This is a genomic window from Butyrivibrio sp. AE2032, from assembly GCF_000702965.1.
In genome coordinates this window covers 35,988-49,717 of record NZ_JNLF01000004.1, presented here as the reverse complement: position 1 = coordinate 49,717, position 13,730 = coordinate 35,988, and the positions used below count along the sequence as shown (strand labels likewise).

13 protein-coding genes and 2 tRNA genes are annotated in these 13,730 nt (G+C 48.1%); 12 read left to right on the top strand and 3 right to left on the bottom strand.

What is annotated here, in order from left to right; all coding sequences use genetic code 11:
• Nucleotides 1–3 precede the first annotated feature (3 nt).
• The 3 genes from BO18_RS14420 (at nt 4) to BO18_RS14410 (ending at nt 2,307) form a co-directional block, all read left to right on the top strand.
• A complete protein-coding gene (locus BO18_RS14420) occupies nt 4–762 on the top strand; it encodes an amino acid ABC transporter ATP-binding protein (protein ID WP_034447467.1) in 759 nt (252 codons plus the stop codon).
• A 178-nt stretch (nt 763–940) separates the two neighbouring features.
• Nucleotides 941–1,549 carry a TetR/AcrR family transcriptional regulator gene (locus tag BO18_RS14415; RefSeq protein WP_034447466.1) on the top strand — a complete coding sequence of 203 codons (609 nt, stop codon included), beginning with the start codon at nt 941–943 and terminating at the stop codon, nt 1,547–1,549.
• A complete protein-coding gene (locus BO18_RS14410) occupies nt 1,546–2,307 on the top strand; it encodes an EFR1 family ferrodoxin (protein ID WP_034447465.1) in 762 nt (253 codons plus the stop codon). The genes BO18_RS14415 and BO18_RS14410 overlap by 4 nt, the downstream gene beginning before the upstream one ends.
• A gap of 56 nt (nt 2,308–2,363) precedes the next feature.
• On the opposite strand, the gene BO18_RS14405 is transcribed toward BO18_RS14410, so the two are convergent.
• Both BO18_RS14405 and gltX read right to left on the bottom strand, forming a co-directional pair.
• Nucleotides 2,364–4,025 (bottom strand): glutamine--tRNA ligase/YqeY domain fusion protein, encoded by a 1,662-nt coding sequence (locus BO18_RS14405; RefSeq protein ID WP_034447464.1) that lies wholly within the window; start codon nt 4,023–4,025, stop codon nt 2,364–2,366.
• 17 nt (nt 4,026–4,042) lie between these two features.
• Nucleotides 4,043–5,494, bottom strand: a complete 1,452-nt coding sequence (gene gltX, locus BO18_RS14400) for a glutamate--tRNA ligase (RefSeq protein WP_034447461.1) — start codon at nt 5,492–5,494, stop codon at nt 4,043–4,045.
• Nucleotides 5,495–5,590: 96 nt separating this feature from the next.
• Here gltX and BO18_RS14395 point away from each other — a divergent pair, with 96 nt between their 5' ends.
• The 4 genes from BO18_RS14395 (at nt 5,591) to BO18_RS14380 (ending at nt 10,329) form a co-directional block, all read left to right on the top strand.
• Nucleotides 5,591–6,691 carry an iron-containing alcohol dehydrogenase gene (locus BO18_RS14395; RefSeq protein WP_034447460.1) on the top strand — a complete coding sequence of 367 codons (1,101 nt, stop codon included), beginning with the start codon at nt 5,591–5,593 and terminating at the stop codon, nt 6,689–6,691.
• Between the two features lie 17 nt (nt 6,692–6,708).
• Nucleotides 6,709–8,031, top strand: a complete 1,323-nt coding sequence (locus BO18_RS14390; protein WP_034447458.1) for a M28 family peptidase — start codon at nt 6,709–6,711, stop codon at nt 8,029–8,031.
• A 104-nt stretch (nt 8,032–8,135) separates the two neighbouring features.
• Nucleotides 8,136–9,617 (top strand): diadenylate cyclase, encoded by a 1,482-nt coding sequence (locus tag BO18_RS32820; protein ID WP_051688778.1) that lies wholly within the window; start codon nt 8,136–8,138, stop codon nt 9,615–9,617.
• Nucleotides 9,618–9,666: 49 nt separating this feature from the next.
• A complete protein-coding gene (locus BO18_RS14380) occupies nt 9,667–10,329 on the top strand; it encodes an acyltransferase (RefSeq protein ID WP_034447456.1) in 663 nt (220 codons plus the stop codon).
• Nucleotides 10,330–10,469: 140 nt separating this feature from the next.
• Here BO18_RS14380 and BO18_RS14375 read toward each other — a convergent pair whose 3' ends face one another.
• Nucleotides 10,470–10,811: a HEAT repeat domain-containing protein gene (locus tag BO18_RS14375; RefSeq protein WP_034447455.1), complete on the bottom strand. Its 342-nt coding sequence runs from the start codon at nt 10,809–10,811 to the stop codon at nt 10,470–10,472.
• Between the two features lie 214 nt (nt 10,812–11,025).
• On the opposite strand from BO18_RS14375, the gene BO18_RS14370 reads away from it, so the two are divergent.
• The 5 genes from BO18_RS14370 (at nt 11,026) to BO18_RS14350 (ending at nt 13,595) form a co-directional block, all read left to right on the top strand.
• Complete coding sequence (locus tag BO18_RS14370; RefSeq protein WP_034447454.1) at nt 11,026–12,219, top strand: glycoside hydrolase family 5 protein; 1,194 nt, start codon at nt 11,026–11,028, stop codon at nt 12,217–12,219.
• Between the two features lie 16 nt (nt 12,220–12,235).
• Entirely contained in the window at nt 12,236–12,829 is a 594-nt protein-coding gene (locus BO18_RS14365) for a GNAT family N-acetyltransferase (RefSeq protein ID WP_051688777.1), read from the top strand.
• 124 nt (nt 12,830–12,953) lie between these two features.
• On the top strand, nt 12,954–13,376 hold the full coding sequence (locus BO18_RS14360) for an SH3 domain-containing protein (RefSeq protein ID WP_034447453.1): 423 nt from the start codon (nt 12,954–12,956) through the stop codon (nt 13,374–13,376).
• 68 nt (nt 13,377–13,444) lie between these two features.
• A tRNA-Gly gene (locus BO18_RS14355) sits at nt 13,445–13,518 on the top strand.
• A tRNA-Arg gene (locus BO18_RS14350) sits at nt 13,519–13,595 on the top strand.
• Nucleotides 13,596–13,730 lie beyond the last annotated feature (135 nt).

Genomic DNA, 13,730 nt, shown 5'->3' with positions numbered 1-13,730 from the left:
CCGATGGCAGACGTAAAAAACGACATCGTTCTGGAGATGAAGAACATAAAGAAATCCTTCGGTGACCTTGAGGTCTTAAAAGGCATTTCGATGGAAGTAAAGCGCGGTGAGGTAGTGGCCGTTATCGGTCCTTCAGGCGGCGGCAAATCCACATTGCTCAGATGCGCCACGACACTCGAGACCGTCGATTCCGGCAGGATCGTGATAGGCGGCGACGTTTTGTGTGATGAAGGAAAATACTGCGACAAAAAGCTCGAAAAAGAGATCCGTTCCAAATTCGGTCTCGTATTCCAGAACTTCAATCTCTTCCCGCATTTTTCCGTCCGCAGGAACATAACGGAAGCCCTCATACATGTACACAAGATGAGCAGGGGAGAAGCCGACGTGATCTGCGACGGACTCTTAAAGAAGATGGACCTCGTCGAAAAGGCTGACGCTTATCCCTGCAATCTCTCGGGCGGCCAGCAACAGAGAGTTTCCATCGCGAGGGCCCTGGCCACAAATCCTGAGATCATCTTCTTCGATGAGCCCACATCCGCTTTGGATCCCGAGCTCACCAAAGGCGTTCTGACCGTTATCAAAGAACTCGCAAAAGAAAAGATGACGATGGTTATCGTAACCCACGAGATGAGCTTTGCCAGAGACGTTGCCGACCGCATCATATTCATGAGCGGCGGAGTGATCGTTGAGGAAGGCAACGCGTACGATCTCGTTACAAATCCCCAGCAGGAAAGAACCAAAGCTTTCCTGGCCGGTTACTGATACTTTTTCAGCTCTTACAAATACTTATTTTCGCCGGGTTTAAACTTTCGTGTTTTACCCGGCAGGGTATTCTTGACATGAAATCGAACTGGTAGTACGATAATCGTACTGATAGTTCGAAAATCGAATTAGCAGTACGAAAATAGGGGATCAAGTATATGTATTTGGGGAGGAAGATATGCGTAAAGACTTGGCGGTCGAGATCTATAATGAAGCCGTTTTGAATGCATCGGAAAAGCTTTTCGAAGCAAATGGATATGAGTCGACTTCGATAGATGACATAGCAAGATGCACGGGGATCAGCAGATCCACACTCTATGTTTATTTCGATAGCAAGCAGACGATCTGGGATTCCATCGTATGCAGGTATATGGAGCAGATCCTGGACGATGCGAAGAAAGCTGCAGAAAGCGACGGCAGTTTTGAGGAAAGGTACTACAAGCTCTGTTTTGACATTGCAGATAAGTTCGAAAAGCACCCGTTGTTCTGCAAGGGTACATTGGGAAAGATCTCTGTAGACACAGATAAAGAGCTTTATAAGAAGATCTACGATATCGGCGAACAGACCAATGAGGAGATTGCAAAGTTTATCAGAAGCGGCATAGAAGAGGGCATTGTCAGAAAAGAGATCGACATATATCCTGCGGTCATAATGATGTGGTCGTCGATATCGGGGATAATCTCGATGGCAAACGACAAGGAAGAGTACATTAAGCTCAGATTCAAAATGACTAAGGAAGAGTATCTGAAGAAAGCATTCAAGATGCTTTTGGACGGTGCTTTATGAATGCGGTCTACTTAAGCGGTTCCGGCAATACAAAGCATATAGTGACTCTGCTTCTGGATGAGCTTGGCGGAAACGGGATTGCGGTGCCTATCGAGTCAGAAGATGCAATGAAAGCTTTGGAAGGCGATGAGATCATCCTGGCTTATCCGACGATGTTTTCGAACATTCCGTATCTTGTAAGAGACTTCATAAACACTCATGAAGCATTATGGAAAGGGAAGAAGATATTCCTGATAACGACCATGGGACTGTTTTCTGGTGACGGAACCGGGTGTGCTGCCAGGCTTCTCAAAAAGTACGGTGCGGAGATCACGGGCGGCCTTCAGATAGTGATGCCTGATTCCATCGGTGACTGCAAGGCTCTTAAGAAGTCCAAAGAACAGAACAAATCGATAATAGAAAAGGCCGACAAACGCGTTGCCGAAGCAGCCAAACAGATGAGGGAAGGCAGCTATCCCAAAGAGGGGCTGTCATTTGCAGCGCACCTTGCCGGATTATTCGGACAGAGACTCTGGTTCTACAATAAGACGACAGGCTATACCGATAAGGTTAAGATCGATCCGTCAAAGTGTATCGGGTGCGGAATCTGCGCGAAGAACTGCCCTACGCAAAACATCAGGATAGAAGACGGCAAAGCGATTGCTTCTTCAAAATGCACGATGTGCTACAGATGCATAGATCATTGTCCGAAGCAGGCTATGACGCTTCTGGGAAAGACATTGCACGAGCAGCCGACCTACGAGAAAAACTCCAAGTGATAAATAAACCCCTGTCAGATGACAGGGGCTTTTTAATCTGCAATATTTTTAGAGAATTACTCCGGCTTATAAGAATCCTTCAAAGATACTGCTCTGTTGAATACCAGATGATCATGTGTTGAATCCTTGGAGTCGGCACAGAAGTAACCGGTCCTTAAGAACTGGAATCTGTCAGAGGGCTTCGTGTCAGCAAGGAAAGCTTCTAATTTGGCGCCCTTGATGATCTCCAGGGAATTGGGATTGATGAAATCGAGATAGTTGCAGTCAGCAAGGTCGGGCTGCTCTGTCGTAAAGAGCCTGTCGTAGAGTCTGATCTCGCCGTCAACGGCTGTCTTTGCGTCAACCCAGTGAATGGTGGACTTGATCTTTCTGCCGTCCAAAGTGTTGCCGCCTCTTGAATCCGGATCGTATGTGCAGTGGACTGCGGTTACATTGCCTTCTGCATCGTGATCGCAGGATACGCATTTAACGACATAAGCGGACTTAAGGCGTACCTCGTTGCCGGGGAATAATCTGAAATACTTGGGAGCGGGAACTTCCATGAAGTCTTCTTCTTCGATCCAGAGCTCTCTGGAGAAGGATACCTTACGTGTGCCTGCGTTCTCGTCCTTGGGATTATTCTCGACATCGAACTCTTCGGTCTGTCCCTCAGGATAGTTGTCGATTATGAGCTTGATGGGCTTTAAAACAGCCATTGCTCTCTGAGCGTGATCGTTAAGATCTTCGCGGAGGCAGTATTCGAGGAAAGCGAAGTCGACAACGGAGTTGACCTTTGCGACGCCGTTTCTAGCGCTGAAGTTATGGATGGAAGCGGGAGTATAACCCCTTCTTCTGAGACCGCAGAGTGTAGGCATTCTGGGGTCATCCCATCCTGATACGATGCCTGCTTCGATCATGGCACGGAGCTTTCTCTTGGAAAGGACCGTGTGTGTGATGCCGAGTCTTGCGAACTCGATCTGACGGGGCTTGCACTCAACGGAAATGTTGTTTACCACCCAGTCATAAAGAGGTCTGTGAGCTTCGAACTCCAATGAGCAGAGGGAGTGTGTGATGCCTTCCAAAGCGTCTTCGATAGGATGAGCGAAGTCGTACATGGGGTAGATGCACCACTCTGTGCCTGTTCTGTGATGTGGGAGATGATTGATCCTGTAGATAACGGGATCTCTCATGTTGAAGTTGCCGGAAGCGAGGTCGATCTTGGCACGGAGAGTCATCTTTCCGTCTTCGAATTCGCCGGCTCTCATTCTCTTAAAAAGGTCAAGGCTCTCCTCGATGGGTCTGTCACGATAAGGGGAGACAGCGGGAGTCTTTGTGTCGCCTCTCATGTCTCTCATCTGGTCGGGCGTAAGTTCGCAAACGTAAGCCAGGCCCTTGTTGATGAGTTCGATGGCGAATTCATACATCTTCTCGAAATACTCGGAAGCATAGAAGAACCGGTCATCCCAGTCGTGACCTAACCAGTGGATATCCTCCTTGATGGCCTCAACGTATTCCTCATCCTCTTTGGTGGGGTTCGTGTCGTCCATTCTGAGGTTGCACAGGCCGTTGTATGCTTCAGCTGTACCGAAGTCGATCTCCAATGCCTTTGCGTGACCTATGTGAAGGTAGCCGTTCGGTTCGGGCGGGAATCTCGTATGGATCTTCTTGCCGTAGACTCTTCCGCCTTCTTTAAGTTCCTCGTCAATGATTTGCTCGATAAAATTCTTGCTGTCAGCCATTTCTAGTATTCTCCCGATCAAAGTCTTGAATAAGCGTATTTAATTCTCTTAAGAGATTCTTCCTTGCCCAGAAGGAGCATGACCTCAGCGCATCCGCCGGGGGTGACCGCAACTCCTGCGGCAGCGATCCTTACAGGCCACATAACGACAGAGTTCTTGACTTCAAGGCTCTCTGCCAGCGTCTTCATAGCTTCTGTGATGGCATCTCTGTCCCAGTCCAGATCTTCTAAAACGGGGATAGCCTTTTCGAGCATCTGCTTTGAAGACTCCAGTGTTGACTTGCTCTTCTTGTGCTCGAAAAGCCCGAGCTCGAAATCGCCGTATTCCTTGATGAAGGAAAGCTTCTCGGTGATCTCAGTGAACTTTGCGATCCTGGGCTTCAGGAGCTCTGCGAGCAGAGCGTAGCATGAAGGATCAACGCCTGCCTCATCGTAGAAGGGCTTTGCGTGCTCCAAGAACTCCTCGTCGGACATGGCCTTGATGTGTTCCTGGTTTACCCATGAGAGCTTGTCGTAGTCGAATACGGCAGGTGACTTGGAAATGCCGTTGATATCAAATGCTTCGATGAGCTCGGGCAGGGAGAAGATCTCCCTTGTATCCTTGGGTGCCCAGCCTAAGAGTGCGATATAGTTGATGATCGCCTCAGGGAGGTAACCTTCGTTAACGAGATCCATGAAACCTGTGGAGCCGTGACGCTTTGAAAGCTTGGAGATCACTTCGTTGCCTTCCTCGTCAACCGACTTGCCCATGATGAGCGGCAGGTGGATGTATGTGGGGATCTCCCAGCCGAATGCCTCATAGAGGAGGTTGTACTTAGGTGTTGAAGATAAGTACTCGGATCCTCTTACAACGTGTGTAATTCCCATTGTGTGGTCATCGATAACGTTGGCGAAGTTATAAGTAGGGAAGCCGTCAGTCTTGATCAATACCTGATCGTCAAGATCCTCGTTGGGGAATGTGATGTCTCCGTAAACCAGGTCATGGTAAGAAGTAGAGCCTGTAAGGGGCATTTTCTGACGGATGACATAGGGCATGCCTGCGTCCAGGTTCTTCTGGATCTCTTCAGGAGATAAGTCTCTGCAGTGACGGTCGTAACCTGTACCCTCAGGTGCATTCTCCTTAAGAGCCTCAAGGCGCTCCTTGGTGCAGAAGCATCTGTAAGCCTTGCCCTGTTCCACGAGCTGCTCGGCGTAAGGCTTATACATAGAAAGTCGCTCGCTCTGGACATATGGTCCGAACTCTCCGCCGATATCCGGACCTTCGTCGTGCTCAAGGCCGGCGAGCTTCATCGTGTCGTATATTACCTGAGTTGCGCCCTCCACATAACGTTCACGGTCGGTATCTTCGATCCTCAATACAAAAGTGCCGCCTTCGTGCTTTGCGGTAAGGTATTCATAAAGCGCGGTGCGGAGATTTCCGACATGCATAAAACCCGTTGGACTGGGTGCGAATCTCGTTCTTATTTTCATACGTAACCTCTATTAATAAATTTCCTGAGCGTTTATTTTATCACTTTTGTGGTAATATACAAATTGACTTTTGCAGCGAAAGGAGCCTTAAAACCTTTGGACAGACTTGATTGCAACCGGAGCTACGACTGCTTTACCGGAAGCGGTATCGCAGACGAATTCGTGGCAGGTTTTATTCTCGAGCAATATGGCAACAAAGATCTCGGAGACCAGGAGATCAAGGCTGCGATAATATCCGACAGACAGGTCAGCGGCTACTATTATAACGCTTTTGAGAAACAGTTCGTCATAAGAAATGTCAAGACATGCCTTATCACTGTTGAAGAGGGTGAGCAGAACAAAAATCTCTCACAGGTCTATAATGTTATCAAGGAGTTCACGGAGTTCGGTCTCGGCAGCAACGACTGGGTGATCGCGTTCGGCGGCGGTTCCGTAATAGACATCGCTGGATTTGCTTCTGCGCTCTATTCGGGAGGTTCCCGTTTTATCGCTGTCCCTACGACACTCTCGTCAATGGCGGAGACATGCTGCGCCGATAAGGTTTATACAAATTCAGGAAGCCGCAAGAATACGGCTTCCGTTAAGGTTTCCCAGAGCGCTGTGTTCATCGATCCGGTCTTCCTTTCGACGATACCGAAAAAGTATATCCCCAACGGATATGCCCAGATAATCAGATATGCGCTGCTCGCTGATTTCGGTCTGCTTACGGATCTGCTCAACATAGCGGGTTCGAGCCCTTCCGATATCAGGGTTTTCCTTAACAGGGTCTATGCCGCGAGAGCCGCTATCGACAGGAAGAATCCCGTTCTCCTGACGCTCGGCAACGAACTGTCGGAGGCTATAGAGGGATACTTCAGGTTTATGAACTATTCGGAAGGCGAGGCCCTTGCCTTAAGCCTTTTCGCCACGGTCCCCGACAAGGCCAGGACCGCGCTTACCGCAATCTACACGAAGCTTAATCTTCCCACCGAACTGAAGGACGTAAGCTTCAATTCGATAATGAATTCCCTTAAGGATACATACGGCAAAGGCCATTCCGCCGGAAAACCCCTCGTTTGTTATGAGGAAGTGGGCGGCAAGGGTTCCTGGGCGATAAAAGATCCTTCCAGGGAAGAGGCTCTTGCGATCCTGGAGGAAAGGCTCGGACACATTGCTTCAAGCTCTTCTGCGATTGCCTCAAAAAACGGCGAGTCTTAAGGTATAATTAGCGGGTTATGAAAAGAGATCTTGGGAAAAAGATTATAGCTGCCGTCACATGCTTATTGGTCCTTGCAGAGCCGATGGCTTTAACAGCATGCAAGAAAAAGGATAAATCCTCGAATAAGCCCGCTGATTACGGTACTTACGGTGCCGATATAGCGCGTGAGATTGCAACGAATTTCCCCGGAAGAAAAGCATATTCTTCCGATGAGAAAAAGACCGGCGAATATATCGAAGAGAAGATAAAGGAACTGGGGTATACGCCTGAAGTGCAGACATTTCAGGGCGCTGACGGCGGGATATCGAATAACTACATAGTAAAGGTCGAGGGAACGGGCTTCTATGTCGCACAGGACGACGGCTCTTTTGAACTCGAGCACAGAACTGCCATAATCGGCACTCACTACGATGCATCACTCCTTCCTGATTATCTTGATGAACCCGGAGAGGAAGATGAGGAAGAGGAAGAAGACGAGGATGAAGAAGAGGGCGAGGAGACAGAGTCTACCGAGCCTGCAAAGTTCGTCTTTGACGGCATCTCCGACAATGCATCGGGAACTGCCTGCATCCTTACGGCCCTCAGGGCTTTCAAGGATTATAAGAACATCGCATACGACGTATGCTTTGTCTTCTTCGGCGCCGGTACCGACAACTTCACGGGCGCGGAAGCCTTTTATCAGTCGCTCAGTTACGACGAGAAGAACTCGATCGACGTAATGTACGATGTCGACAGCCTTTATGCCGGCGACAAGGTGTATGCATCTTCTGGCTTCAAATCCCTTATCTCCAGCAGGAAATACGAGATGAGAAGAAAGCTGTATCAGGCTTATGACGTATGCTTTTCGAATACTCTTTATACGAATTACGGATTCGATCTCTACTACAATGAATCCGGCGTTAAGTCCGATGTAAATGACGACGGCATCAGGGATATCTTCAATGAATTGCCGAAAACGATATCGGACTATAAGGTCTTCGACGACAGGATGATCCCGATAGTTTATTTCGAGAGTTATGAATACAATTTCACTTCCATGGACCAGATGAAGGAGACAAAGAACCTTAGCCTTCAGGATTACGGCGGAATCATAAGGGGAACCCCTGCGGACTGTTCGTTCTTCCTGGATTCGGTCCTCGTTGAGGAAGATTACGACCGTAACGGCGACGGAGAGATCGACTGCACGGGCGACAGGCTCCAGATAAGGATAAACTGCGTTGCATTCATCGTGATCGAATCGCTCCTTAAGGGTTCGGACAAGGGCATGACGCCGGCTCAGTATGAAGCCTACATGATCGAGTCCACCAGACAGACTTACGGTTCGTCCGAGACCACATAAAACAGGCCGCAAAAGAGCGGCTCCTTCACACATATTTACCAAATTGATTTTCGCGTCCTTATGTTATACTAAATAAGATAAGCATAGGGAAGAAGGTCCCGTTGATGTCCGATACATCTATCATCAGCCAGATATACGAGTTCTTATTGGAGCTTTTTAAAAGCCTTGACGAAGGCAAGCTCTTCTTTGGCTCTCCGTGGGACTTTGTCAGATATGCGATAGACATCATCCTCGTAACATTCCTTTTCTACACGCTCCTGATGTTCATCAGGCAGACAAGGGCATGGCAGCTTATCAAAGGTATCGTTCTGATCCTTGTATTTGTAGCTTTCTGCGGTCTTATCGGACTCGACATGGTCGGGTTCCTGTTTAACCGCCTTCTCTATATCATCGCGATTCTCTTCGTCGTATTGTTCCAGCCCGAGCTCAGAAGAGCTCTCGAGACGGTCGGACTCAGGACTTCGAATGCCGCAAACCCTTTCAGGCACAGCGAGTCCGTAATGACGAAGGAAGAACTTACATCGTTCATCAAGGAGATAAGCTCCGCGTGCAAAGAAATGTCCAGGACATATACGGGTGCTCTTATCCTCATAGAGAGACATACGAGGCTCGATGAGCTCCTTTCACAGGAAAACGTAGTCACTTTCGATTCTGAAGTTACCAGCTCGGTACTCCAGAGCATCTTCTATAAGGGATCTCCGATGCATGACGGCGGCCTGCTTATCAGGGACGGCAGGATCATCGCGGCAAGATGCCACGTCCCTCTCTCGGTCACGATGCATTCTCTCGAGCGCTCCGGAACAAGGCACAGAGCCGCAGTCGGCGCGAGTGAGATGGGCGATACGGTTGCAGTAGTCGTTTCCGAAGAGAGAGGAAAGACCTCCATCGCCGTTAACGGCAGACTTTTCGAGATGAGATCGACAAAAGAACTCGAAGCAAATCTGTCCTATCTTCTCGGTCTTAAGGAATACGGCGGAGAGCAGAAGACGGTCATCGGAAGGTTCTTTGACAAACTCCGCGGCAAAAAAGCCGACGACCAGGATGTATTGAGCCAGGAGGAAGTCGCAAAAGCAGGGAAGAGCAAGAACAGCGGTGTTTCCAATCCCGTTACTGCAACCACGCAGGTCGAGATCGCCGGAGAGACAGCCGTTCCCATTTCCATCAGCACCAGAGCGGCAGACCAGCTCCCGAATTCCAAGCGCGTGGGAACTGCCACAAGGATCATATTCTTTATCGTATCCCTCTTCCTGTCGCTGTTCCTCTGGATGTATATCCAGATAATCACGAACCCTGTAGTCACGAAGTCGATAACGGTTCCGATCACACAGGATATCAATGTCCCTGAGAATGCGGAAGTTTCCTATTCCATCAAGAGTGTTGATCTTGTCGTAGTCGGACGTGCAGGCACGCTGAATACGCTGACGGCAGATGACATCATCGCCGCGGTAGACTATCAGAGCCTTGAACCGGGATATACCGGAGTAGTGGAGCTCCCTGTTGAGATCATGCACGATGACGGAGTATATTTCCGTGTCGACAGCAAGCTCCCGGAAAAGGTATCCGTAACCGTTTATTCGGCCAACTGAGTATTTTATTGCCCGCATTTACAAGGTGCAGGAAGAAAGGATATAAAACATGTTAGAGACAAAAGACCTTATCGATTTGACACATACTCTTGCGGCTCCCATCCTGGAAGACAAGAAGTATCCCTGGGAGGCTTTGCCGCTCATCAAGGAGTTCATCCTTAAGCTCGGTCCCACGCTCGATCCCGAAGTATACGAGGAAAAAGGCGAGGGCATCTGGATCGCAAAGAGTGCGAAGGTATTTGATTCCGCGTACATCGCCGGCCCCTGCATCATCGGACCCGAGACTGAGGTCCGTCAGTGCGCATTTATAAGAGGAAGTGCACTCATCGGAAGCAAGTGCGTTATCGGAAACTCCACAGAGCTCAAGAATGTCATCATCAGCGATAACGTTCAGGTTCCCCACTATAACTACGTCGGAGATTCCATTCTCGGATACAAGTCCCATCTCGGCGCCGGAGCGATCACATCAAACGTTAAGTCCGACAAGACTCTCGTTTGCGTTAAGAACGGTGATGAGGTAATCGAGACAGGTCTTAAGAAGTTTGCTGCCATCGTCGGAGACAACGTTGAAGTAGGATGCCAGAGCGTTCTTAATCCGGGTACAGTTATCGGCAGAGGATGCCGTGTATATCCTCTCTCAAGAGTAAGAGGCGTAATCCCCGAAAAGCATATCTTCAAGGATAAGGACGAGATCGTTCCAATCGAGGAATAAATCACAGTAAAGACTTTAAAACAGGCTGCCTCAGGATGCGGTAATCGCTTTTGAGGCAGTTTTATTTGTCGTATTACATTAAAACAAAAGGACTGCTCCAATAGTGAAGCAGCCCCAGATCGTTTAAGTTGTTAACCGGATCAGACTACGCTGTCCTTGAGTTTGTCGAATGCGGCCTTTGCGACCTGTCTGACGTTAGGATCGGAATCGGCGAAAGCGAGCTTCTTTACGTATTCTTCGCAATGCTTTGCGTGAATGTCTGCTGCTGCCGTAGCTGCTGCTGCTCTTACCATCGGTGAAGAGTCACGGAGAAGAGGAATGAGAGCCATGCCGGATTCATAAGTGGGGATCATGCCCATGGCCATTGCAACTGCCATGCGGACGTCATCTTCGGAATTATCGGCATATTTAAGAAGTGCACCAAGCTTCTGCTTCGATCCGAGTTTCTGGATTTTATCTTTCAAAGCGTCAGTACGTCCCATATTAAGGCTCCCGATAAATCTAATTACTCAAGATTATTATAGAGTAAAATCGTGAAAAAAACATTAGGTTCACCAAAATATCCTGAAATATTAATAGTTTTTGGTATACTTTGCTCTATAATACCTTTGATTATACAATCAAAGTCAAAAAAAATGAAATGATTTTTTGCACTTTACGGTTGTTTTGATCGAAAGTAACGAGAGGATAATTTGGATGAAAAAAACTACTTGCGGCATTGCCGCTTCGGTCATATCTTTAGCTGTTTTATTCAGTTCCTGTTCAGCTAATCTGGGACCTGAGACATTACCTTCAACAACTCCTGCAACAGAGCCTACCGAAACGGAACCCACCGAGACGGAAGAGACCCATTTACCGGAAGAAACGGAACCTTCAAGCACCGCTGTCGTTACTGAAAGCATCGTTGAAAAATACGGACGCCTTCAGATCGACGGAACGAAGATAACGGACAGTGAAGGAGAGTCTGTCATACTCAAGGGAATAAGCTCATACGGTATTCAGGACTGCGAGAACTTTTTCACGCCTGAGATCGTTAAGACACTTGCGGAAGACTGGGGTGTGGATGTTCTGAGGATCGCTGTTACCGGTGATGAGAACAGCGAAGGATATCTGAAAGATCCCGAGAAGTATTTCGATCTGGTCTGCAAGATGTGCGACATGTGTATAGTGCAGGGCATATACGTCATAGTCGACTGGAATGTCTGTTTTGTCGAAGAGGAGGATGAGACCAAAGAAGCCGCAGTTGATTTCTTTACGAGGCTTTCAACTATATATGCTGATTCTCCGAACGTTATATATGAAGTTGCAAATGATCCGCTGTTGGACGATGAGGAAGATGAAGATGCCGATGAATGGAATGACATAATCGTGCCCTTCGTATCAGATATCATCGAAGTTACAAGAGAGAACAGTCCCGACAGCATAATCATAGTAGGCGCTCCCAACAAGGGAATCGATATCGATGTCGCTTCTGAAGATATGCTCGATTACGATAACATCGCATACGCATTCCGTTTTTATTCCGGATCGCAGGGATATCTTCTCAGGGAGAAGGCGAAGACTGCGATGGATAACGGTGCGTGCGTTATCGCAACGCAGTTCGGACTCGGTACAGAGAACAGCACAGACGGCATCAACGAGCTGATGAGCACGACATGGATGAAGTTCATGAACGAGTATGAGATCTCCTGGTGCAATTACGCCATCGGAAGCAATGCCGAAGAATCAGCAAATGCGCTGCTTCTTGATGCCGAAAACTATACTGACGAGCAGAAGTATTCAGGTCACTGGCCGGACGGTCTCATTTCCGATTCCGGACACTTTGCAAGAGACCAGTTCCTCTATGTGGAACCCGTGACGGAAGAGACTTCCGAGACCACTGAAGAGTAGGTTTTCATAAGTGCTTATGTCGCGTCCCGGTTACAGCGTATCAAGATCCAGATACAGGTGTGAGATGCTTGCTCTGGAGACTGAAAGGTTAAGGCTTTCGGTCCTGAGAAAGAGCGAAGCGCCCAGGGCTCTGGAATATTTTTCGCGCAACAGGGAGTTTCATAAGAGGTTTTCGCAGACGCATACCGACGATTATTTCACGCTGTCCACGCAGAAGAAGTATCTGGTTTATGACTGTGAATCCTTTCTGGACGGAAGTCTCGTGCCTTTGTGGATATCACTGAAGGAAGGCGGCAGACTGATCGGAAGGGTGTCGTATTTTAATTTCGCGTACGGCGGCATGATGTCTTGCGCATGCGGCTATCATCTCGATAAGGATCACACGGGGCATGGTTACATGACCGAGGCTCTCAAAGGTTCGCTCGCTTTTGTCTTCGACGAATACAAGATGCACCGCATCGAAGCTTTCATCCTTCCCGAAAACGAACCGTCGTTAAAGCTCATCAGGAATGTGGGGTTTCATTACGAAGGGCAGAGGAAATCCTATATGCACATCAACGGGAAATATAAGGACCACGAGGCTTTTTATCTGCTCGAAGATGACATGTGACACCTGTGCAGCGTGAAGTTTCAGGTCAGAAAACTCAATTTGCCTTAACTTGTAACAAAATTTCCATAATTTTACAGGCAAAGTATGTAATAATATGGTATACGATTATGCGGAGGTGATAATTGTGAACAGAAAGAGATTTACAACTGCGCTTATTGCAATGATGATGGTCAGTGCGATAGGACTCGGAGCAGTTGCCTGCAAAAAGACGGAGCCCACAGAGACTTCGATTGAGACTTCTGAACTAACAACCACCACAACAACCACCGTCCCGACAACGACACTTACCGAGTATACAGGCCCTCTTACCAATGATGTTGAGGTCTCCTGGACTGAAACCCCCATCGAGGAAAAGACTTTATATGCCAATGTTACCAAGGGTGAGTTCCTTAATGTAAGGAAAGGTCCCGCTACGACTTATGAGAAGGTCGGCACTCTTACGAGAGGACAGGCCATTAAGGTTGTTGCAACGTCCGGAGGCTGGTATAAGACAGTTGACGGATTCTATGTATCAGAGAACTATCTTGTAGCAACTCCGCCGAACTGATTTTTTTCTGTTGAAAAATTTTAAACCTTAGTGTAATATACATAGGCACTTAACAAAAGTGCCGACACGCGAGTGTAGTTCAATGGTAGAACTTCAGCCTTCCAAGCTGACCACGTGGGTTCGATTCCCATCACTCGCTCCAGGGTCATTAGCTCAGCTGGATAGAGCAACAGCCTTCTAAGCTGTGGGCCGGAGGTTCGAGTCCCCCATGGCTCACCATCAAAAAGCGCTTCGAGTGATCGGAGCGCTTTTGGTTTATTTGAGTATTTTGCATAAAAAGCTCCATTCGTGTTTTACTTTGACGATATCAGTTTCTCATTGTCCGCCGTTACAGTGTTTGGTAAACTTTATCAG

What these genes read in the sequence shown, in the direction of transcription:
- BO18_RS14420 (WP_034447467.1), top strand. Translation starts at nt 4, where the DNA reads ATGGCAGACGTAAAAAACGACATCGTTCTGGAGATGAAGAACATAAAG.
- BO18_RS14415 (WP_034447466.1), top strand. Translation starts at nt 941, where the DNA reads ATGCGTAAAGACTTGGCGGTCGAGATCTATAATGAAGCCGTTTTGAAT.
- BO18_RS14410 (WP_034447465.1), top strand. Translation starts at nt 1,546, where the DNA reads ATGAATGCGGTCTACTTAAGCGGTTCCGGCAATACAAAGCATATAGTG.
- BO18_RS14405 (WP_034447464.1), bottom strand. Translation starts at nt 4,025, where the DNA reads ATGGCTGACAGCAAGAATTTTATCGAGCAAATCATTGACGAGGAACTT.
- gltX (WP_034447461.1), bottom strand. Translation starts at nt 5,494, where the DNA reads ATGAAAATAAGAACGAGATTCGCACCCAGTCCAACGGGTTTTATGCAT.
- BO18_RS14390 (WP_034447458.1), top strand. Translation starts at nt 6,709, where the DNA reads ATGAAAAGAGATCTTGGGAAAAAGATTATAGCTGCCGTCACATGCTTA.
- BO18_RS32820 (WP_051688778.1), top strand. Translation starts at nt 8,136, where the DNA reads ATGTCCGATACATCTATCATCAGCCAGATATACGAGTTCTTATTGGAG.
- BO18_RS14380 (WP_034447456.1), top strand. Translation starts at nt 9,667, where the DNA reads ATGTTAGAGACAAAAGACCTTATCGATTTGACACATACTCTTGCGGCT.
- BO18_RS14375 (WP_034447455.1), bottom strand. Translation starts at nt 10,811, where the DNA reads ATGGGACGTACTGACGCTTTGAAAGATAAAATCCAGAAACTCGGATCG.
- BO18_RS14370 (WP_034447454.1), top strand. Translation starts at nt 11,026, where the DNA reads ATGAAAAAAACTACTTGCGGCATTGCCGCTTCGGTCATATCTTTAGCT.
- BO18_RS14365 (WP_051688777.1), top strand. Translation starts at nt 12,236, where the DNA reads ATGTCGCGTCCCGGTTACAGCGTATCAAGATCCAGATACAGGTGTGAG.